The 21,157-nt window shown below is 70.7% G+C and carries 17 protein-coding genes; 3 read left to right on the plus strand and 14 right to left on the minus strand.

Going from position 1 to position 21,157, the window contains the following annotated elements; genetic code table 11:
- Positions 1-479 precede the first annotated feature (479 nt).
- The 5 genes from ACIRG6_RS33695 to ACIRG6_RS33715 form a co-directional block, all read right to left on the minus strand.
- A complete protein-coding gene (locus tag ACIRG6_RS33695) occupies positions 480-1,928 on the minus strand; it encodes a DUF6851 domain-containing protein (RefSeq protein WP_364823904.1) in 1,449 nt (482 codons plus the stop codon).
- Positions 1,929-2,130: 202 nt separating this feature from the next.
- Entirely contained in the window at positions 2,131-3,336 is a 1,206-nt protein-coding gene (locus tag ACIRG6_RS33700) for a 3-deoxy-7-phosphoheptulonate synthase (protein ID WP_364683696.1), read from the minus strand.
- A 265-nt stretch (positions 3,337-3,601) separates the two neighbouring features.
- Positions 3,602-5,212, minus strand: coding sequence for an FAD-dependent monooxygenase (locus tag ACIRG6_RS33705; protein ID WP_364823909.1), 1,611 nt, complete (start codon positions 5,210-5,212; stop codon positions 3,602-3,604).
- 58 nt (positions 5,213-5,270) lie between these two features.
- Positions 5,271-6,989: a solute symporter family protein gene (locus ACIRG6_RS33710; protein WP_364683692.1), complete on the minus strand. Its 1,719-nt coding sequence runs from the start codon at positions 6,987-6,989 to the stop codon at positions 5,271-5,273.
- Positions 6,986-7,321 (minus strand): DUF485 domain-containing protein, encoded by a 336-nt coding sequence (locus ACIRG6_RS33715; protein WP_318217272.1) that lies wholly within the window; start codon positions 7,319-7,321, stop codon positions 6,986-6,988. Before ACIRG6_RS33715 ends, ACIRG6_RS33710 begins: the two co-directional genes overlap by 4 nt.
- A 197-nt stretch (positions 7,322-7,518) precedes the next feature.
- Here ACIRG6_RS33715 and ACIRG6_RS33720 point away from each other — a divergent pair, with 197 nt between their 5' ends.
- On the plus strand, positions 7,519-8,259 hold the full coding sequence (locus ACIRG6_RS33720) for a DUF6081 family protein (protein WP_365023855.1): 741 nt from the start codon (positions 7,519-7,521) through the stop codon (positions 8,257-8,259).
- Here the strand turns inward: ACIRG6_RS33720 and ACIRG6_RS33725 are convergent.
- The 9 genes from ACIRG6_RS33725 to ACIRG6_RS33765 all read right to left on the minus strand — a co-directional run bounded on the left by ACIRG6_RS33725 (position 8,252) and on the right by ACIRG6_RS33765 (position 17,059).
- Positions 8,252-8,953: an SDR family NAD(P)-dependent oxidoreductase gene (locus tag ACIRG6_RS33725; RefSeq protein ID WP_365023857.1), complete on the minus strand. Its 702-nt coding sequence runs from the start codon at positions 8,951-8,953 to the stop codon at positions 8,252-8,254. The two genes, ACIRG6_RS33720 and ACIRG6_RS33725, sit on opposite strands and share 8 nt — an antisense overlap.
- Positions 8,954-9,061: 108 nt before the next feature.
- Complete coding sequence (locus ACIRG6_RS33730; RefSeq protein ID WP_318217269.1) at positions 9,062-9,700, minus strand: isochorismatase family protein; 639 nt, start codon at positions 9,698-9,700, stop codon at positions 9,062-9,064.
- A 28-nt stretch (positions 9,701-9,728) separates the two neighbouring features.
- Positions 9,729-10,511, minus strand: coding sequence for a 2,3-dihydro-2,3-dihydroxybenzoate dehydrogenase (locus ACIRG6_RS33735; RefSeq protein WP_364823914.1), 783 nt, complete (start codon positions 10,509-10,511; stop codon positions 9,729-9,731).
- Complete coding sequence (locus tag ACIRG6_RS33740; RefSeq protein ID WP_364823917.1) at positions 10,511-11,698, minus strand: FAD-dependent monooxygenase; 1,188 nt, start codon at positions 11,696-11,698, stop codon at positions 10,511-10,513. The genes ACIRG6_RS33735 and ACIRG6_RS33740 overlap by 1 nt, the downstream gene beginning before the upstream one ends.
- A gap of 10 nt (positions 11,699-11,708) precedes the next feature.
- Complete coding sequence (locus ACIRG6_RS33745) at positions 11,709-13,025, minus strand: phenylacetate--CoA ligase family protein (RefSeq protein ID WP_403325472.1); 1,317 nt, start codon at positions 13,023-13,025, stop codon at positions 11,709-11,711.
- Positions 13,022-13,798 carry an amidohydrolase family protein gene (locus tag ACIRG6_RS33750; RefSeq protein WP_364683678.1) on the minus strand — a complete coding sequence of 259 codons (777 nt, stop codon included), beginning with the start codon at positions 13,796-13,798 and terminating at the stop codon, positions 13,022-13,024. Before ACIRG6_RS33750 ends, ACIRG6_RS33745 begins: the two co-directional genes overlap by 4 nt.
- 8 nt (positions 13,799-13,806) lie before the next feature.
- A complete protein-coding gene (locus ACIRG6_RS33755; RefSeq protein WP_239767239.1) occupies positions 13,807-14,910 on the minus strand; it encodes a 3-dehydroquinate synthase II in 1,104 nt (367 codons plus the stop codon).
- 48 nt (positions 14,911-14,958) lie between these two features.
- A complete protein-coding gene (locus ACIRG6_RS33760; RefSeq protein ID WP_364683676.1) occupies positions 14,959-15,783 on the minus strand; it encodes a 2-amino-3,7-dideoxy-D-threo-hept-6-ulosonate synthase in 825 nt (274 codons plus the stop codon).
- 13 nt (positions 15,784-15,796) lie between these two features.
- Complete coding sequence (locus ACIRG6_RS33765) at positions 15,797-17,059, minus strand: aspartate kinase (protein ID WP_364683674.1); 1,263 nt, start codon at positions 17,057-17,059, stop codon at positions 15,797-15,799.
- Positions 17,060-17,301: 242 nt separating this feature from the next.
- On the opposite strand from ACIRG6_RS33765, the gene ACIRG6_RS33770 reads away from it, so the two are divergent.
- Both ACIRG6_RS33770 and ACIRG6_RS33775 read left to right on the plus strand, forming a co-directional pair.
- Positions 17,302-19,296, plus strand: a complete 1,995-nt coding sequence (locus ACIRG6_RS33770; protein WP_365023866.1) for an anthranilate synthase family protein — start codon at positions 17,302-17,304, stop codon at positions 19,294-19,296.
- 147 nt (positions 19,297-19,443) lie between these two features.
- Complete coding sequence (locus ACIRG6_RS33775; RefSeq protein WP_364823927.1) at positions 19,444-20,988, plus strand: vanadium-dependent haloperoxidase; 1,545 nt, start codon at positions 19,444-19,446, stop codon at positions 20,986-20,988.
- The last annotated feature ends 169 nt before the right edge of the window (positions 20,989-21,157 follow it).

Below are 21,157 nucleotides of genomic sequence, written 5' to 3' on the forward strand. Positions count from 1 at the left end.
ACTCCGCGGCCGCGGCCGCCGGGTCCCCCTGGCGCCCGGCTGGTGAGCGACGCCTGCGCCCGGTCACTCGTCGTGGACGGGTGTCCACCGGCCGGGACGGACGCCACCGGTCGTCCGGGACCTCGTCGACGCGATGCCGTGGGGCCTGGGTCCGCGGGCGCGCCCGGCGGTGGTGGCCGGGCTCCGGAGCGTCCCTCGTCCGCTTCGAGGCGGACACGGGCTCGACACTCCCGCATGGGCGCCGGGTGCCACCGGGACAGGTGAACACGAACTCACTGGAGGTGCATGAAAGATCATTGAATCGAATCCCCCGACCGTGCGTTCGATGCGCAGCCGTGACCTTAACCCGTCCGGCCTCGACTCCTCTACCCATATCCTGCTGACAAGGTGTCACGGAAAGTCGCCCGTAGGTGACGGCAGCAGGCTGCCGCCGACGCCCTGGGGGACGCCGGCGGCAGTTTCGGTCGGTGATGAGTGGTTCAGCCTCCGTTCACCTTCCGTTGGACGTACGTGTAGCTCATGTCGCCGATCTTCGGCGCGTACTGCTTCGCGGCCTCGACCGAGGCGGGGAAGTTCTCGCCGCCCCAGACCCTGCTCTCACCGCAGTCCCGGGCGAAGTCGGTCCAGTTGTCCCAGTGCAGCGTCATGTCGTTGGCCGGCGTGACGCCCGGTTCGATGAGCGAGGAGCCCTTCGCGACCGGGTAGTTGATGTCGGCCTTGTCGGTGCCCGTGAACCGCCGCACCTGCTGGCTGAAGGCCAGGCAGAGGGCGGAGCTGGCCGACGGGTACTCGGGGGCGTCGGCGGACCGCCCGCTCAGGTAGCCCTGCCACTCGTTTCCGGTGATGTCGTCGACCGTGCCGGCCCCGGGGCCGCCCCAGGCGGTGATCTCCCTGTCCCCGTAGACGTGCCGGACCGCGCTGAACGGCCGGACCGAGTCGAACTTCCGCTTGAAGTGCCAGGTGGCGATGGTGGAATCGATGAAGGCCACATCGGAGGAGGTGATGTACTGCACCATCTTCTCGATGTCGTAGTTGCCGTGAGTGACCACCGGAGTGCCCGCCACGGTCCCGAACGTCACGACCTTGTCGTTGAAGAGTTCGGCACTCATCTTCTTGCGGTCGTCGAGACCCGTCGAAGCCTTCAGCACCTCGTCGGCCTGGCGCTTGTAGGCACCGCGATTGCGGTGGTTGCTGCTGGTCGGCGGAGACACCTCGAACTGGCTGGGGTCGTCGAACGTGAACGGCTTGACCCGGCCGTAATAGGGGGTCGCGAACTGCTGGACCCGGTAGACGTTGTTCACCGAGGTCACGCCCGGCTGCCAGCGGGAAGGATCGCGCAGCCGCTCCGCGGTGTTGACCGGCCGGTAGCCGGTGTAGTCGCTGTACGGCTTCCGGTTGTACTGACGGCCGCCTTCGTCGCCGTACCGGTTGGAGCCGTCGTGCAGGCGCGCCTTCATGGCGTTCTTGGCGGCGAGGATGCCGATGCCGCTCGGCGTCGTGGGGTCTTCCGCGGTGTCGTCGGGGTCGAGCCCCGCCGACTCCATCATCTCGATCCAACGGGACTTGTACTGCGGGAGGACTGTGCTGAGCGACGTGTACGCCGCGTAGATGACGGCTATGTTCTTGTTGCGCGTCGTCCGTTCCGCCTCCGGACGGCGCCCGAGGTCCGAGAAGATGCCCTTCGCCGTCGGGTGGTACGGCGCGATGGCGTCGAACCAGGGCATCTCGATGAGGATGGCGTGGTCGACCGTCAGCGACACCGAACGTCCGGAGCTCTCGTCGCGCGACACGCGCTGGAACTTCGGGTACACCACCTGGATCAGGGCGTTCCCGTGATCGAGGTCGATTCCGGGTGCCGCCTGCCGCGGGGCCGCCGGCGCGGCACTGGTCAGCGAAGCCACCAAGGCCGCCGCGGTGGCGATGGTCACCGTGTATCCCAGGCGCCGGCTCCGCGGCCGCCTCAATTTCGTCACCGGTAATTTCCTTTCGATCGGCATTCTGACGCTCCGTCAATTGCCCCGGAATAAGCTGGGACGCTATCCGGTCCCGCTTCGGCACGTCCACTGCTCGATCGAGTAGTAGCCGTACCGGCGCTGGACCGCCGGGGTGTCGTCCGTGAATCGGCACCGCTCATTTCGCCCATGCCTCGATGAGTTCCAAGGCCTGGTCGGGATTGAGGCGCGGATCGCACAAAGAGGTGTAGTGGCCGGTGAGGTGATCCTCGCTCTCCACCGAGCCGCCGATGCATTCCGTCACGTCGTCCGCCGCGACCTCGATATGGAGTCCAGCGGCCTGCCGGCGGCTCTCCTGGAGAATGTCGCGGAATCGCACCGCCTCGCCGATCACATCGGTGAGGTGACGTGTTTTCAGGCCGGAGCGGGACGTCACCGTGTTGCCGTGCATGGGGTCGCACAGCCAGATCACCGGGTGTCCCGCGTTGGCCACACGGCGGACGATCGGCGGCAGCGCCTCGCGGATGCCGTCCCGTCCCATCCGCGGGATGAGAACCAGGCGGCCGGGCTCGCGGTGCGGATCGAGCGCTTCGCACACCCGCAGAATCTCGTCCGGGTCCGCGGCAGGACCGATCTTGCAGCCCACCGGATTGACCACGCGGGACAGCAACGATACGTGCGCGCCCTCCGGTTCACGGGTCCGCTCGCCCACCCAGGGCAGGTGGGTCGAGGACAGGTACAGCTCGTCCGTCCCGATGTCGTGGCGGACCAGTCGGGACTCGTAGTCGATGACCAGGGCCTCGTGGCTGGACCAGGGGCCCTGTCCGGCCGGCGTACGGGCGCGGTCCCCGCGGTGCGCCCGCATCACCCGCTGCACCTCGGCGCTGGCGTCGTAGGCCCACGCCATGCGCAGTGGTTCGGGCTGCCGGGCCGCCGGGGTGGCGATCTCCGAATTGATCATGTGTCCGCGGAAGGAGGGGATGTCGGCCGAACCGTGCGACTCGGTGGCCCGCGACCTCGGTTTGGCGAACTGCCCGCCCATACGGCCGACCCGGACGACACTGCGGCCCGTCAGTTCGCCGAGGCTGTCCGCCAGCCGGTCGACGACGCGCAGCTTCCGCTCCACGTGCCGGGGCGTGCATTCGAAGAAGCTCTCGGCGCAGTCGCCCAGTTGGAGCAGGAGCGCGCCGGTCGTCGTCAGGTCCGAGAGCGTCTGCCGCAGTTCCCGCACCTCGTCGGCCGTCACCAGGGGCGCAGCCGATGCCAGCCGCGCGCAGACCGCGGGACGGGCGGCGTGATCGCGCCAGTCCGGCTGCTGGGCCGCGGGCAGGTCCTCCCACGGTCCGGGGCGGGCGATGTCCGCCGTAGAGCTGAATCGCGTCATGAGTGCTCCCGTCGAGAGATCAGCGAGGCGTACCCCCGGGGGGACCGCGAGAACGATGCCGACCGGTTGCCGGAAGAGCTGGTGCCCGCACGGCCGGGCCCTGCCGCGCCGCGGCCGCCCACCCGACCGAGACGTATGCGCACAGCGTGGCTTGCCGGTGCTCGCGCACACATCACGTCTTCGCGCCGCTCCGGCCCGCCTTCACGGCATTCCCGGCCGGTGACCGGCCCGCCGGGTGCGGGCCGGTCACCGGCCCGGCGTCATCTCACCGGACGTCCCGGACCGCGCCGCGCACCCGCCGGACGACGGAAGCCGGGTCCTTGGGGACCTCGTTGCCGCGCCAGGCCACGTGATGGTCGGGCCTGACCAGGACGAGGTCGCGTTCCCAGGCGCGCCGCGCCAGGGCGTCGTTCACCACGGTGTGGCCGACCGGCAGGCCCTGGGCGGCCGCCGCTTCGAGCAGCGCTTCGCCCCTGCCGTCGCCGGCGAAGTCGACGAGGGTGAAGCACGGTGCGAAGTGGTCGTAGAGCGCGGTTCCGTCCTTGAGGAGAAGGCTCGGCGGGCGTCCGCCGGGCCAGGACGTGGGCGTGTACGCGCGGGGCGTGTACGGGGGTTCGGGCTCGTCGTCGTGGCAGACCACGGGCGAGTCGTTGTACCGGTGGCCCAGCTCGATCCCCCGGTACTCGTTCTCTCCCCGCTCGGCCTGCAGATAGGAGGCCACGGCCGCCGTCGAGGCGCCGCCGCGCAGCATCTCCCCGGCCTCGAGGTGCACGGCGAGATGGCGCCGGGACGTGTGCATGGTGCGCAGCCCGACCGGGCGGCGTTCCGCCTCGTAGCTGTCGAGCAGCACGGGGCCGCCGAAGCCGTTGACCAGAGCCGCGATCTTCCAGGCGGCGTCGGCCGCGTCGCCGATGCCGGTGTTCATTCCGTATGCGCCGGTCGGGAACATGCGGTGCGCGGAGTCCCCGGCGAGGAGCACCCGACCGCTGCGATAACGACTGGCGATCATGAAGCCGGGACGCCAGCGTGAGGTCAGGAGCACCTTGTCGATCTTCAGCTCGGTCCGCATGGTGTCGAGCAGGAAGGCGGCCGGATCAGCCGGCGGAGTGTCGAACTCGTCCGGACGCAGGCCGTTGACGTGCGCGGTCCAGGTGTCGACCTCGTCCTGGGCGATGATGACGTACCGGAAGGCGAAGTAGTGCCAGAACCGCCCGTGCCGATGCAGGGTGTCCAGGTCGCGGCTCTTGAAGTGCACCATGAACGCGCCCGGGAGCCCGGGGACGTCGAAGCTCTCCTCCCCGATGCCCAGCGCCGCGCGGACCTGGCTCGACGCGCCGTCGCACCCGATCACGTACTGGGAGCGCAGCCGGATCTCGTCGTCGGTCAGCACGTCGACGAGATGGCTGGTGACTCCGTCGCCGTCCTGGGTGAGGGAGTCGAAGCGCAGGCCGCGGCGCAGCTCGATGAGCGGATTGCGCCGGCAGTGGAACCGCAGGACCGGCTCCAGGTCGATCTGGGAGATGCGCTGGCCGGGTTCGGTGGGCTGGGTGCCGTCGTTGACTTCGGCGATGCGCTGTCGCTCCTCGGCCACCGAGGGGAGCTCCCACGAGGTGATCGGCTCGCCGGCGAGCCCGGTCGACCAGATCACGTCGGCCCGGTGTCCGGGGGCGACACCGGCGGAGCGGATGTCGTCGGTGATGCCGAGGCGCCGGAAGAACTCCATGCTCCGCGGATTGACGTAGTCGAGCTTGGGATGAACGGATGTCTCGAATTCCCGGTCGACGAGTACGCAGGGAACGCCCTGGCGGGCGAGCTCCAGAGCGGCGACCATGCCGACTGGGCCCGCGCCCACGACCAGAACCGGTACCGGATCCACGATTGCCCCTTCACAGGGGTGTGGGGCGGTGCGTCCGCCCCACACCGTTCACGATGTCTCAGGGCGCCTTGCTGGGCGCCGGGCTCGTCCGTCCGGGCCGGTCGGCGCCGTCGGTGGGACCGTGCCGACGGTCCGTCCGGGCGGGGACGAGGCCCCCCGTCAGGGCGCGCACCTGCATCTCGGCGAAGGCGGCGTCGTTGCGCTCGCGGCTGGTGAGGGTGCCTGTCCAGCCGAAGAGGAAACCGGCCGGCACCGAGATCAGGCCGGGTTCGATGTCGATGAACTTGAAGTCGGCGTCGGCGAAGATGGCGTCCTCCGCGCCCGACACACCGTTGGAGAACACGACCATGAACAGGGTGAGGGCGATACCCCCGTAGATGGTCCACTTCAGTCCGGCGGTGTTGAAGCGCCGCCAGAACAGCGCGTAGACGACGGCCGGCAGGATCGCGGCACCGGCCACGTCGATCGAGGTGGGGATGAAGATGTGCGTCCGCACCGGAAGCATGGCGACGGCCACGACGACGGAGGCGACACCGATCACCGCCACGTTGCGCCGTACGTCCTTCAGCTCGTCGGCCGGGGCCACTCGGCGGCCACGCACCACGTTGATGTCCTTGGTGACACAGGTGACCGCGTTGATCAGCAGGGCGGCGAAGACCGAGGCGACCGTGAGCACGGCGACCGCGCCGAGCACACCGACCAGCACGGGACCGCCGAGCTCGTCCGCGAGCTTGGGCAGGCTGATGTCGCGGTGGGGCTTGATCACGCCGATGTTGTCCGCGCCGAGGACCGCCACGGCACCGAAACCGACGACGCCCATGCACAGGTACACACCGACGATGATCATCGAGGCCCAGCCGGCCGACCGTCGCGCGTCCCGTCCGCTGGTCGCCGTGAAGCTGCGCATGAAGAGGAACGGCATCGCGGCGACCCCGACGGCGATGCAGAAGAGCTTCGACAGATGCACCCACCGGGCGTCACCCTCGCCGAAGAGGCGGCCGGGCTCCAGCAGCTCGTAACCACCCGGCGCCGGCGCCGCGTTGGCCTCCGCCCGCTCCAGCAGGCTCACGACGTTCATGTTGAACTCGGCCAGGACCAGAGCGGTCAGCACCGCCACGACGCCGAGTACCAGAACGACCTTGACCACCAGGATCCGGGTGACGCCCGGCATCCCGCCGATGTACACGAACAGCACGGTGATCAGGCCGACGACGGCGACCATGAGGGCCAGTCCGACGAGGGAGTCGAGGCCGAACCACCGGTTGAAGATGAACGCGATCGCGGCCATCTGGATGACCGTGAACATGGCGTAGATCAGCATGGTGACGACGGCCGCCGCGATCCGTGCCTCGCGTTCGCGCAGACGCAGGGCGAGGAGGTCGCCCAGCGTTGCGACGCCGAGATTGCGCACGTGCGAGGCGAAGATCAGCAGCCCGAGCATCATGGAGATCGTGAACGCCGTCATGAGCAGGGCGGCGTCGTACCCGCTCAGCGCGATGTGCCCGGTGATGATGAACAGCGTCGAGTACATCAGGGGCGCCGAGGACAGGGCGAGCGCGTTCCGTACCGGGCCGACCCTGCGGCCCGCGAGCAGGAAGTCGTCCTGGTCGCGTATGCCGCCGCGGGCCGCCTTCACGAGGAAGTACAGCGCCACGGTGACGGCGATGACGACGGGGATGGCGACCGCGGGCGCGGCCCAGGTGTTGTCCACCGGCGGTGGGGGATCGGCGAGGATCATGTTCGTCGGGGACGGGGAGTCGGCGAAGGCGGTGTTCATCGGGGGTCTCCTTCCAGGTCCGCCCGGATCCGGTCACTGAGGGGGTCCAGCCGGGTACGGGCGTGGCGCAGGTACACCCCCGCGGTCGTCACCACGAGTGCCAGCGACAGCGCCATGAACAGCAGGCCCACGTTCACGGGGCCGCCCACCCCTTGCCGGAAGACGCCCGGGGCGAAGGTGGCGAGCGCGCTTCCGACGAACCACCACCCGAAGAAGACGACGCAGGCCCAGGTGATGAAGGTGTTCGATCGACGCCGCAGCTCCTTGAACTGGGCACTGTCGTGCACGGTGACATAGCGGTCACCGCCCACGGGCGAGCCAATCGTGTCCATGACACTCCTTGTCGTGGACGTCGCAACGAGGACGTCATTGATGGGGCAGTCGGTACGGCAGTCTCGGCCGGCGCCCCCGTGGGGGGCATGACTCGTTCACGGGAACCCGGTGTGCCGTGGCGTGTTGGCGTGCCGTCCGGTGCGAACGGCGCGAACGGGTGATGTCCGGTCCCGGCGACGGCGCGGAGGGTGGCCCCATGACGTCAGTACCGAAGACGGACACGTGGACGTACGACGACTTCACGAGCGGCGAACTCGACCCCGCCCGCTGGACCGTCATGTCGATCAGGGGAGCCGACGGCGCACAACACCACTACCGGGACCGCAACGCACAGGTGCACACCGGTGACGGCCGGCTGGAGCTGACCGTCCATCCGTTCACCCGCTTCCACGACTCGGACCCGAGGCAGAACAACGCCAAGCAGATGTACCGGTCCGTGCGGAGCTTTCGCGTGCCGGCCACGGGACGGCTGGCCTTCGAGGTCGACATGGGCGTGCGGACTCACGGCCAGATCCCCCACGACCTGCTCGACGCCTTCGGCACGGTGAACCTGTTCGACCTGGACACCGGTGTCGTGCTCAACACCGCCGCGACCAACGACACCGTGTACGCGGTCGTCGAACGGCTGGCGCTTCCCGGTGTGAGCCGGCCCGAGGACCACTACATCCACCGCGTGGTCCTGGACGTGCCGACGGAACCGGGGCAGGAGCACCGCTACGTCCTCGCCTACCGTCCCGAGACCCGGCAGGCCGAGTGGTACGTGGACGGCCGGCTCCTCTACTGGGCGCGGCTCCCGGTACCGGTGGCCCGTCTCACCGCGGGCATGGCCCTGTTCTCCGCGCGCGACCTCACCCGCTACTCCCGCGCGGAGCGGGAGCACGGGCAGGGGGCGACCGGCCGGTGGGGATCCTGGCGGATCACGACGAGCGTCAGATGAGCACGTCCCCTCCGTCGATGTTCAGGTTGACACCGTTGACCGACCGGTTCCGCAGCAGGAACGTGATCGCGTCGGTGCAGTCCTCCATCGTCACCGGCCGCCTGGTCAGCGCACGCGTCTGGGCGGCCTCCCGGGCGGCGGGCTTGTCGCTCCAGAAGGGCGTGTCGGCGACGATGCTCGGGTGCAGGGCATTGACCCGGATCGGCGACAGTTCCGTCGCGAGCGTCCTCACCAGTGCGCCGATGCCGCCGTTGGCGGTCGTCACGGTGGTGGAGCCGGGGTAGGGCCGGTGGCTGGCCAGACCGCCGAGCAGAACGACCGCGCTGTCGTCGGACATCCGTGGGGCGAGCGCGTGCAGCACCGCCGTGTAGCCGGTGAGCTTCACCGTCAGCAGCCGCGTGGCGTCGGCCGGGCGGTAGTCGCGCACCGTGTTGAAGTCCCGGTCGAGCGCCGTTATCACCAGCCAGTCGGCACGTTCGACGCCGGCCAGCGCCTCCGCGACCCGGTCCGGCTCGGCCAGGTCCAGCGCGAGGCCGCGGGTCCGCCCACCGACCTCGTGGGCCGCCCCCTTGGCCCGGTCCTCCGTGCGGCCGGTGACGACCACGTCGTGGTCCCGGTCGGCGCACGTCTGGGCGAAGTGCCGCCCTATGCCCGACGTTCCACCGATGACGACGACCTGGGTGCGATCGGACATGGAGGAGATTCCCTTCGTCTCACGTGCTCGACTGGTTCTTTTTCCGGCTCCGGCCCGTTCGATCGGGTGAAGCCGGTGAGGCTCGCGCTGGACGGCCGGCGCGGCTGGTCACGGCGTCAGCTCGCCCAGCACGTCGTCCGTGGTCAGCGCGACCGCGCAGCGATCCGCGGCGTAGCGCAGGGCCATGAGATGGTCGTCCAGCGTCAGGTCGGCCAGCGCGTCCGCGACCACGAACGGCTGGATGTCACGGCTGAACGCGTCGACGGCGGTGACCAGGCAGCCCATGTGCGCGTAGACGCCGCAGACGACGAGCTGGTCCCGTCCCGACCGCCGCAGCCGTTCCTCGAGGTCGCTGCGGTGGAACGCGCTGTAGCGCCACTTGGTGAGCACCGTGTCCCCCGGCTCGGGCGCCACCTCGTCGACGATGCCGCGGTCGGACTCCCCGGTGCCCATGCCCGGACCCCAGAAGTCGGACAGCAGCCCACGGTCCCGGCGGCTCATGCCGCCCGGCTGGGCCGTGTACATCACCGGTACCCCGGCCGAACGCGCCGCCGCGAGCAGCTTCGCCACGTTGGCGACCAACTCGGCCAGCGGTGACTGCCCGGCCGCGAACGCTCGCAGGAAGTACCGCTGCATGTCGTGCACCAGCACGACGGTCCGGTCCGGACGCGGCCGCCAGGGCACCGCCGCGCGCGGCAGGTCGCCGGCGCCGGGCATGCGGTACGGCTGGATCGGGGTCATGGCCATGGTTCGCCTCCTGTTTCGTCCGCGGGCGTCATACGTGCAGGGCGGCGCCGCCGTCCACGTACAGATCGTTCAGGGTCACGTGTCCGGCCCGCTCGGACACCAGATAGGCGACCGCCTCGGCCACGTCCCGCGGCTGGGCCACCTTCCGCAGCGGAATACCGACCCGGTAGGCGGCCGGCGACCCCTCGATCACCTGTTGCAGGCCGGCGTCGCCCAGCATCGCGTGGAGCATGGGGGTGTCGGTCGAGCCGGGCGAGACGATGTTGCACCGGATGCCGTACTCGGCGAGTTCCAGTCCCAGACACCGGGTGAACTGTGCGGCCGCGGCCTTCGAGGCGGCGTACGCCGCCATCTCCGTGCGCGGCACACCGGCGGCGTTGGAGGCCACGGTCACGATCGCGCCGCGGCGCCGGGCCGCCATCCGACGGGCCACCGCCCGGGAGACGTGGAACACGCCGTCCGCGTTGACCGAGAAGGTCTCGTGCCACTGCCGGTCCGTCAGTTCGGCCACCCTGCCGGTGTGCAGGACGCCGGCCGCGTTGACGAGGATCCCGATGGGACCCAGTTCGTCCTCGACGCGCCGCACGAGCGCGTCCACCGCCTCGCTGTCGCACACGTCCACGGGGTAGGCGCGGGCCGACCGGCCCTCGGCACGGATCTTCTCAGCGGTCCTGGTGAGCGCCTCGGCGTTGCGGTCCACGGCGGCGACCCGCGCTCCCGAGTCCGCCAGGGTGGCCGCCACCGCGGCGCCGATGCCCTGCGCCGCACCGGTGACCAGTGCGACCGTCGACTCGATTCCGGTCAGTTCCATCACGCGCTCCTCATGGTCACGGCCTGCTCGGCGTCGTAGGCGAACAACCACTCGTGCCGGTCCAGACCCGGGGACGTCCGTGCGGTGGTGTCACGATGGCGCTGCTCTGCGCCGTCGGACAGGTGGAAGGTCTTCGCGTTCTCACGGGACTGGCGCTGGATCCGTGTGGTGCGGGGAAGGCGGATCCGCTCGTAGCGGCGCAGGGCTGCGCCGAGCCGGGCGGGACCTGCGTCCGCCAGGCAGGCCGCGAGCACCACGGCGTCCTCGACCGACTGGTTGGCGCCCTGCGCCTGGAACGGCAGCATGGGATGCGCGGCGTCGCCGATCACGGTCACCCGACCCGAGCTGAGCCGGTCGATGCCGTCGCGGTCGTGCAGCGCCCAGCGGCCGACCGTCCCGGCCGCCGCGATCAACCGGGTGACGTCCTCGTGCCAGCCCGCGTACGCGGCCGCGAGGTCGGCCACGTCACCCCGCGCCGACCAGGACTCCTCCTGCCAGTCGGAGCCGGGGACGGTCGCTCCGAAGCTCACCTGCCGGCCGGACGACACCGGATAGCACACACAGTGCTGGTCCGGTCCGAACCACAGCCGCACCCCGGGCGGGGAGAGCAGATGCGGCACCCGCTCCGCGGGCACCAGCCCGCGGTAGATGGTCTGCCCCGAGTACCGCGGCCGGTCGGCCACGATCTGCTCCCGCGCGACCGAGTGGATGCCGTCGGCTCCCACCACCAGGTCCGCCGCGACCGTCGTGCCGTCGGACAGGTGCAGCCGTGCCTCCCCGTCGTCCTGTGTCACGGCCACGCAGCGGGCACCGAGGTGCACCCGTTCGGGCGGGACGAGGGAGAGCAGGCCGGCCTGCAGGTCGGCGCGGTGCACGGTGTAGTAGGGCGCCCCGAAACGGCGGTGGCACGAGTCGCCCAGCACGGTGCGCTGCAACAGCGTGCCGTCGTCCCAGCGGCGCATCTCGATCGCCGACGGCGTGACCGCCACGGTGCGCAGGCGGTCCCGCAGACCGAGCCGGTTCAGCAACCGGGTGGCGTTGGGCGCCAGTTGGACCCCCGCTCCGACCTCGGACAGCCGGCCTGCCTGCTCGTAGACGTGGCAGTCGATTCCGGTGCGGTGCAGGGCGGCGGCGAAGGCGAGGCCGGCGATTCCGGCACCGGACACGACCACCCTCAGCTGCGACATGTCGTCCCCATCAGTAGTAGAGGAGCGCTTTGCCCCAGTCCTCGTCGGGCCCGAAGAGGCTGCGCGGCTTGACCACGTCGGGCATGGCGGTCAGCGCGCCGTGGGGGATCAGGGTGCCCGGAGGGAGGCCGGTGACCGTGCTGTCCACACCGACCGCGGTCCGCACCGAGTGCGCCAGTTCCGCCTCGGCGGCCGCCCGGTGCCCCTCGGGCACCTCGATCTCGATGCGCAGCGCGGCCGGCTCCGCCCGCGCCCGCCAGAACACCACCTGGTAGGCGTCCGGGAGCGAGAAGACGAGTTCCTCCAGCCGGTGCTGGGTGACGGTCGTGGCGCCGACCCGATGGCCGAACGCGGCCCTGCCGAGCACCTGGACCGTGGGCAGGTTCCAGCCGCACGCGCAGTCGTCGTAGGCGACCGACACGTTGTCCTCGAGGTTGTAGCGCAGCAGGGGCATCGCCTCGCGGTACAGGGGCGTCACCACCAGCTGGCCCTCGCCCTCCGCGCGGACGGTGCCGGTCTGCGGGTCGTACACCTCGAACAGCGCCCGGTCGGCCCACAGATGCATCCGTCCGTGCGGACACTCGCCGGCGAGGCTGCCGGTCTCGGTGGAGCCGTACTCCTCGATCACCGGGACGCCCCACAACCGGCTGATCCGGTCGCGGCGGGCGGTGGTGAGCGGCTCGCCGCCGACGAACAGCGCGCGCAGCGCCGGGAAGTCCTCGGAGGGCCGGTGCCCGGCCGCGGTCGCCGCGGCGGCCCAGATGAGGCATTCGGTCGGCACCGACCAGGTCAGCGTGACGCCCAGGTCGTGCATGACCCGCACCACGCGGGCGTACGGCATGGCCAGCGAGCGGTTGTCACCGGGCACGACGGTGGCCCCGTGCAGCCGGCCGGCGGCGTGTGCGAGATGCCCCGTCAGCAGCAGCGCGTACGGTGTGCGCACCAGGAAGACGTCCTCGGCGGTGATGCCGATCCACTTGCGGGCGAAGCGTTCGGCCAGGTCGACCCAGTCGTCCGCCGTGTAGTACGAGGGCGTGGGCCGGCCCGCGGTCCCGCTCGACTCGTGATACGTGGCCAGCCGCTCCTTCGGGACGGCCAGCATCCCGAAGGGGTAGTTGTCCCGCAGGTCCTGTTTGGAGGTCAGCGGCAGGGAGGCGAGGTCGTCGATGGTCGTGGGCAGGGCCGCCGTGTCGAGCCGGCCGCGGTAGAACGGCGAACGGGACGCCCATCCGACGGTCTGCTGAAGCTGCTTCTCCTGAAGGAGCCGCAGATCCTCCGGTCCGTTCCACTGGCCGAGCCGCGGCAGACTCGAGCGTGTCGGGTTCACTGCTTTTCCTCTCCTAACAGTCGATGGGCGTTGTCCCAGGCGACCTGCCGCCACTGTCCGGGCGACAACCCCAGGGCCCGGAACTTGGCCAGCTCCACGGCGGGATGCTGCAGCGGGTACTCGGAACCGAACACGACCCGTCCCGCGCCGAGACGGCTCACGGCCGCCTCGGCCACGCAGGTGTAGCCACCGGAGGTCTCCAGCGAGATGTTGGGCTCGTCCCGGATCAGGGTGAGGGCGTAGAAGTCGATGTTGCCCACGCCGCTGTGCCCGAGCACGAAGTCCACCTGCCGGAACCGGCGGGCGAGGGTGACGAGGTCCGCCACTGCCGCGCCCGGGCGGTCCAGGCACACCACGTACACCGGGTGACGGAACTCCTGTGCCACCGCGACGAGTTCGGCGATCCGGTCGTCCGCCAGAGCGGTGCCGTGCACCGCGGGGGAGAGCTCCAGGCCGCGGAACTCGGCGGCGCGGGCCCGGTAGACCTCGGGCGGGCGGTACGGGTTGGCGAAGAAGAACGGCACCAGCCGCCCGTCGCTTCCCGCGCAGGCCGTGAGCACGGCGTCGTTGTCGGCGTCGGTCTCCACGTGCCCGCCCTCGACGAGCTGGCGGGAGAGGCGGTCGAGGTCGATGGTCCCGCCCGCGCACACCACCGCTCGTGCGAGCCGGCAGTCGTCCATCGTCCGCAGCAGCCGCTCGCCCGCTCCGGGCACCGGAGCCAGCCGGACGTGGAAGTCCAGGACGGGTGCGGAGGTCGTCGCGGCTTCGTCCACGGCAGCGTTCACTTCTCGATGCAGAACTCGTCGATCGGATAGCCGACGTGCCGCTTCTCGACGGGCAGGCAGCCGAGCACCTTCGTCCCCGGCGCCAGCTCGGTGACGTTCAGCACCGTGCCGCCCGGGCCGAGCACCCGCACGTGCCAGTCGTCCTGGACGATGAGGTTGACCTTCACGCCCGAGGACGACACCGCGTCGATGGCGAGCAGCGGGCGGGTCTCGATCTTCACCCGGCCCACCGTCACGACCCGCGACTTGCCCTGCGCGTCGACGGCGAGCACGCGGCCGCCGGAGACGAGTTCGCTCAGGTAGTTCGTCCGCCCGCTCGCCGACAGCGTGTACGAGTGCAGCGCGCCGGCGTTGACCCGGAACGGCCGGGTCGGCATGTACGGGAGCGGATGGGTCTCACTGCAGCAGAGGATCATGCCGGTGGAGTGCGAACCGACGAGGATCCCCTCGTCGAGACGGAAGTTGGTGCAGGTGTCGACACAGGCACGCTCGCCCATGCCGACCCGCCGTATGCCGGTCACCTCCAGCTCCACCAGCGGCACGTCCGCCGCCTTGCTGGCCGCGGCCGTCTTCAGTTCCGTGGCCTCGCCGGGAACCCGGGGGGCGAGCATGACGCCGTCGGAACCGTGCTCCAGGACACCGAAGACGATCTCGGCCTCCTCGACATCGGCGACCTGGGTGATCGTGCTGCCCTTCGCGCCGGCCGCGGCGGCCAGCACGATCTCCAGCGGGATCTTGGTGGGGTCCCGGAAGTACAGCAGGCTCCACTTGTCCAGTCGCGCCGCGCGGCAGGCGTCCTCCAGGCTGTCGGCGTCCTTGATCTCCACGTACCGGCCGAACTCCACATCGGGGTACTGCTGCGCCAGCTCGGCGGGCTCCCCGTGGCGGGCCGGGTCGACGATGACCAGGTCGGCGGCCCCCAGCTTCTCCGGCAGCGGCTGGTGCTGCGGGAACAGCACCTTCTTCACCGTCGGCGGAAGCGGCTCCAGGTCGGCCGGGTCGGCCGCCACGATCGCGTCCACCCGCTGGTGAACGGCTTCCTCGACGATGGCTTCCTTGGCTCCGTCGACACTGCGGATGTCCAGCCAGCACAGCTTCACGAATATCTCCTCAGCACAGGGCGATGGGTCTCGGGTCGATCGGACAAGTCAGGACATGAGGGCGAGGCGGTCGGTCACGCCGTCCCGGTCGGAGGCCTGCGGGGCCGTGTGCACCAACTGCGCGACGGCGGCCGCCATCAGACCGGGACGATCGGCCTGGAAGACGTTGCGGCCCATCGCCACTCCGGCCGCACCGCCGCGCAGCGCGTCCGACACCTGGGCCAGTGCGGTGTCGGTCTCCGCCGAGCGGGCGCCGCCGGCCACGATGAGCGGGATGGGACAGGCCCGTACCACGTCGGCCAACTGCTCGGGCGTGCCCACGTAGTCGGTCTTGACGACGTCCGCGCCGAGATCGGCGGCCAGTGTCGCGGCGTGCGCCACCAGGTCCGGCGCACGCGAGTCGCTGATCCCCGGGCCACGGGCGTACACCATGGCGAGCAGAGGAACGTTCCAGCGGTCGCACTCGTCCGCGACGGCCGCGAGATCGGCGACCTGCCGCTCCTCCTGCCGCGATCCCAGGTTGACGTGGACGCTGACCGCGTCGGCGCCCATCCGCAACGCCTCCTCGACATGGGCGACCAGGTACTTCGCGTCCGGGTCCGGAGCGAGCCGGGTGCTCGCGTTGAGATGGAGGATCAGCGCCATGTCACCGAACCGGCCGGGGTCGACGTGGCGGAGACTGCCCTTGTGCAGGACCACGGCGTCGACGCCGGTGCCGGCCAACTCGCCGAGCAGGGAGTCGAGATCCCCGGGCCGCAGCGGCCCGTCGGTGACCGAGTGGTCGAGGGGGACGACGAACAGGCGGCCGTCGGCGTGCCGGAACAGCCGGCGCAGACGGAGACTTCGAGCGAACGAAGCATTGTGTACTGCCACTGTGTCCTGCCTCTCAAACGGTGGCGGAAGGGCCGGTCGCGGACGTGACGTCGCTCGGCTCCTGCCGGTCGAGGTGGAATTCGCGGTGCAGGACCTCGACGGCGTCGGTGGTGCGCTCGCGCGGCACGATCACGGACAGCCGCATCTGGGAGGTGGAGATCCAGCTCGTCGGGATCCCCGCGGCAGCGAGTGCCGCCATGAGCCTGGCCGTGTACTCCGGACGGCTGAGCAGCCCCATACCGACGACCGAGACCTTGCCGACGTTCTCGTCGAAGTGCACGCCGCCGCCGAAGGCGGCCGTCACCTTGTGCAAGGGGACCCGGACGGAATCCGCCTGGCTGCGCCGGATGGTGAATCCCATGCGGAACTCGCTCTCATGAGCCCCGGACCTGGCCACCAGGTCCACCACCATCCCCTGCGCTGCCAGCACCTCGAGCACGTCGGGCGCCAGGTCCCGGCGGCTGTCGCGGCAGTGCACGAGCACACGGGCCACGTCGGTGTCGTGCGTCACCGCCACGACGGCCCGCCGGGTTTCCAGCGGCCGGTCCTCCGGCCGCTCCGCGACGACGGTTCCGGGCGCCTGCGACGACACGTTGCGCACGTGCACTTCGACCCCTTCCATTGCGGCCAGTTCGATGCAGCGGGTGTGCAGCACCTTCGCGCCGGCGAACGCCAGCTCCGCCATGACGCCGGGTGCGACCCACGGCAGACACCGCGCCGCGGGCAGGATCCTGGGGTCGGCGCTGAAGACGCCGTCCACGTCGGTGTAGATCTCGCAGGCCCTTGCCCGAAGCCGCGCGGCCAGCGCCACCGCGGTGGTGTCGGAGCCGCCCCGCCCGAGCGTGGCGACGTCCCCGGCGCGGTCGATGCCCTGGAAGCCGGTGACCACGGCCACCTGGCCGGCGTCCCAGGACTCCCGCACCCGGGCGGCTCCGATGCGCGAGATGAGCGCTTCACCGTGCCGGTCGGTGGTCTCGATCCCGGCCTGCTGACCGGTCAGCGAGATCGCGGGCACTCCCAGCCTGTTCAGAGTGAGGGCCATGAGCGCCGCCGACTCCTGTTCGCCCACGGCCAGCAACTGGTCCAGCTCACGGGACGCGGACGTGGCGCCGATGTCCGCCGCCAGGCGCAGCAGGTCGTCGGTCCGGCCACCACGTGCGGAGACGACCACGGCCACCGCCGCGCCGCGCCGCCGCGCGGCGGCGACCCGGAGGGCTGCGTGCCGAACACGGGCGAGCGTCTGCAAAGAGGTACCGCCGTATTTCTGGACCAGCACATCCACAGTCGTATTCACCGCTCTCGTCGAATCGGCATGTCACGACAGTAAGCGCGCTGTGCGGCCTCGCCCACTACCCGCCCGAGTAGTGCCATGCCCTTCAGTTGTTCACGCCATAGGGGCACGCCACACGCAGACTCCGTTGGCTGAAACGCGGGATGGCGGCTTCACGTCATTGTGCGGCGCCTTTGTCCTCCGCAATATCGCAGGGGGTCATCTGATCTCACGTGAAGGGGAGCAATATGTTTGGGACGGATTCGAGTGCGGCCGGCCCCCCGGACGCCCTGGCCGCCCTCGGCCGGGACGGGCGTGCCTTCGCGCTGCTGTACCGGCCCGGCTCGGCGGAGAACGCGCACGTGGAGATCCTCACCGGCGAGGTCTGCGAGGTGTCCGGTCTGCCGGAGCTGCCGTTGCCCGAAGGGCCGGCGGACGGAGCGCGGCACGACCTGCTCGTGGCGGTTCCCTACCGGCAGATCACCGAACGCGGCTTCGCCTGCCGCGACGACCACGCGCCTCTGCTCGCCCTGCGCGTACGGGAACAGGCCCGGGTCAGTCGGGAGCAGGCCCTGACCGGCCTGCCCGACCTGGCCGTGAAGGTGTCCGACGCCGGCTTCGACATCGGCGACGAGGAGTACGCGGCGGTCGTCGAGCGGGTGTTGCGCGACGAGATCGGGCAGGGCGCCGGTTCCAACTTCGTCATCCGGCGGTCCTTCGTCGCGCGGCTGGACGACTACTCGGTGCGCACGGCGCTGGCCGTCTTCCGGCGGCTGCTCACCGGCGAGCTGGGGTCGTACTGGACGTTCCTGTTCCACACCGGGGCGGGCACGTTCGTCGGCGCGTCGCCGGAACGGCACGTCAGCATGGCCGGCGGCACCGTCTCCATGAATCCGATCAGCGGGACCTACCGGCATCCACCGGCCGGTCCGGACATTTCCGGGACACTGGAGTTCCTCGACGACCGGAAAGAGGCCGATGAACTCTATATGGTGGTCGACGAAGAACTGAAAATGATGGCTCGTATGTGCACATTCGGCGGCCGGGTGCACGGGCCGTTCCTCAAGGAAATGGCACGGCTCACGCATTCCGAGTACGTTCTGACCGGGCACAGCGAACTGGACGTACGCGACGTGCTGCGCGAGACCCTGCTCGCGCCGACCGTCACCGGCAGCCCACTGGAGAACGCCTTCCGGGTCATCGCCCGTCATGAGACAGCGGGCCGCGGATACTACGGCGGTGTCCTCGCGCTGATCGGCCGGGACGCGGCGGGCAACCGCACCCTGGATTCGACGATCATGATCCGCACCGCCGAGATCGACGACACCGGCCGGCTGCGACTGGGCGTCGGCGCCACCCTCGTCCGTGACTCCGCCCCGGCCTCCGAGGTGGCCGAGACCCGGGCCAAGGCCGCGGGAGTGCTGCAGGCGCTCGGCCTCGCGCCGGACGGCGCCGGCACCGGGAGCGCCGCGTCGCCCAGGACGGCGGCCCGCCCGTCACTGGCCGACGATCCCCGGGTGCGCAGGGCCCTCCGCTCCCGCAACGCCACGCTGTCGCGCTTCTGGCTCGACGGAACCCGGCACAGCCCGCCGGATCCGGAGCTGACCGGGCAACAGGTGCTGATCGTCGACAACGAGGACACCTTCACGGGCATGCTCGGCCATCAACTGCGCGCCCTCGGCCTGCGCACCACGCTGACCCGCTTCGACCGCCCCCTGCCGGCCGAGGAGTTCGACCTCGTCGTCGTGGGTCCCGGCCCCGGCGACCCCCGCGACGCGAGTGACCCGCGCATCGGCTCGCTGCGCGTGCTCACCCGCGAGTTGCTCGCCGGAAGCGTCCCGTTCCTGTCCATCTGCCTGGGCCACCAGGTCCTCGCCGGTGAACTGGGCCTGGACATAGTCCGGCGCCCGGTGCCCAACCAAGGCGTGCAGAAGAGGGTGAACCTGTTCGGCCGCGACGAACTCGTGGGCTTCTACAACACGTACGCGGCGCGCGCCGCACACGATTCGGTGGCCGGCGTGGGACGGCGGCAGCCCGTGGAGGTGAGCCGTCAGCCCGAGACCGGGGAAGTGCACGCGCTGCGCGGTGCGGGATTCCGGTCCGTGCAGTTCCATCTCGAAAGCGTGCTCACCCAGCACGGCCCGCAGATCCTCGGTGAACTGCTGACCTCACTGCTCGCGGAGGCGGCTGACACCGGTTCTCCCGCTCCCGCCGGCGTGCGCGTGGGAGCGCACGGCAGCTGAGGGCCTCGGGCACGAGGCCGCCTCGCAGCCGAAGTGCCCACCTCTCCTTTCCCCTTCCCGCAAGGTGCGTCTTCCCCTCCCCTCCGGCTGTCACCGGAGAGCCTTTCCGACCTCCTTGCTGCCACGACGAGACAAAGGGAACACTCCATGACCACCTCCAGACGTTCTCCGCTCGCAGCAGTCACACCGCGGCGCAGGTCGCTCTTGCTCGGCGGTGCCTCGACCGTGACGCTGGCCACCATGGGGCTCAGCGGCACGGCCGCCGCCGGCTCGGCCGCCACGGCGCCGGTGGACTTCGACTTCGACACCGGCAACTTCATCTGGGACCTGATCTACCGGTTCAGTCCGCTCGAGAGCGCCATCGCCCCGATGGACGCGACCGTGCTGCACCGGTTCGTCCACCTGTCCACGACCGCATGGTTCGACGCGGTGGCGCCCTACCACCCGACCGCGGTGGGCGTGCACTCCCGCCTCGGCCGGCGTCCTTCCAGCGAGGCCGCCACCAACAGGAACAAGAACATCGCCGGCATGTACGCCTCGTACCGGGTGGTGCAGGGCGTCGAGGCGGGGCGGGAGACGGCGTTCCGGGACCTGATGATCGCGGTCGGCCTGAACCCCGACGACACGTCGGAGGACCGTACCAGCCCGGTGGGCATAGGCAACCTGGCCGGCAAGGCCGTCGTCGCGGCCGCCGAACGGGACGGCATGAACCAGCTCGGAGACGTGGGCCGGCGGTACAACGGCCGGCCCTACGCGGACTACACCGGCTACCGGCCGGTGAACACGGCCTACGAGCTGGAGCACCCCTCGCGCTGGCAACCGAACCGGGGACCCCACAGCCGCCGTCTGGGCGCGGACACGGGCGACAAGGGCATCTTCGTCGTCCAGCACTTCGTCACCCCGCAGATGGCGCTGACCCGGGCCCACACCTTCCGGGACCCGAGCCGGTTCAAGCTGGCCCCGCCCCGGCACACCGACCACACCCGGGTGCGTGACTACAAACGCTCGGTGGACGAGGTCCTGGAGGCGTCGGCCGGCCTCACCGACGAGCAGAAGGTGGCCGTCGAGTTCTTCGACGACAAGCTCCTGGGCATCGGCAGATCGGTGGGCGCCGCGGGCCGGGCGCACGCCGACGAGATGGACCTCGACCGCTGGGTCCATCTGTTCTTCACGAACACCGTGTCGCTGTTCGACGCGCTGGTCGTCTGCTGGTACCAGAAGGTCAAGTACGACTCCGTCCGGCCGTTCAGCGCCATCCGGCACGTGTACGGCAGCAATCCGGTGACCGCCTGGGGCGGACCCGGCAAGGGGAGGGTCACCGACATCCCCGCCGACGAGTGGACCGGCTACCTGAACGTGGGGGACCACCCCGAGTACCCGTCCGGTTCCACCACGCTCTGCGCCGCCCAGGCACAGGCGGTGCGGCGCTTCTTCGGCGACGACGTCCTGGACCTCAGGTTCACCACGGCCGCCGGCAAGACGCGGGTGGAGCCGGGGATCACACCCGCCCGCGACGTCGAGCTGCACTACTCCACCTGGACCGACTTCGTCCGGGAGTGTGCCGTCAGCCGGGTGCGGGGCGGCGTGCACTTCAGGAAGACGGTCGAGGAGTCCATCGCGTTCGGCACGCAGTTCGGCGACCTGGGCTTCGAGTACGCGCAGCGGCACATCAACGGCGACGTCGCTTCGTGAGGCGTCCGTCCGAGGCCCGTGCGGGGGGGGGGCCGGGGGCCCCCCCCCCCCCCCCCCCCCCCCCCCCCGCGCGCCCCCCCCCCCCCCCCCCCCCCCCCCCCCCCCCCCCCCCCGGCCCCCCCCCCCCCCCCCCCCCCCCCCCCCCCCCCCCCCCCCCCCCCCCCCCCGT

Source organism: Streptomyces flaveolus (assembly GCF_044765825.1).
Taxonomy (GTDB): domain Bacteria; phylum Actinomycetota; class Actinomycetes; order Streptomycetales; family Streptomycetaceae; genus Streptomyces; species Streptomyces flaveolus.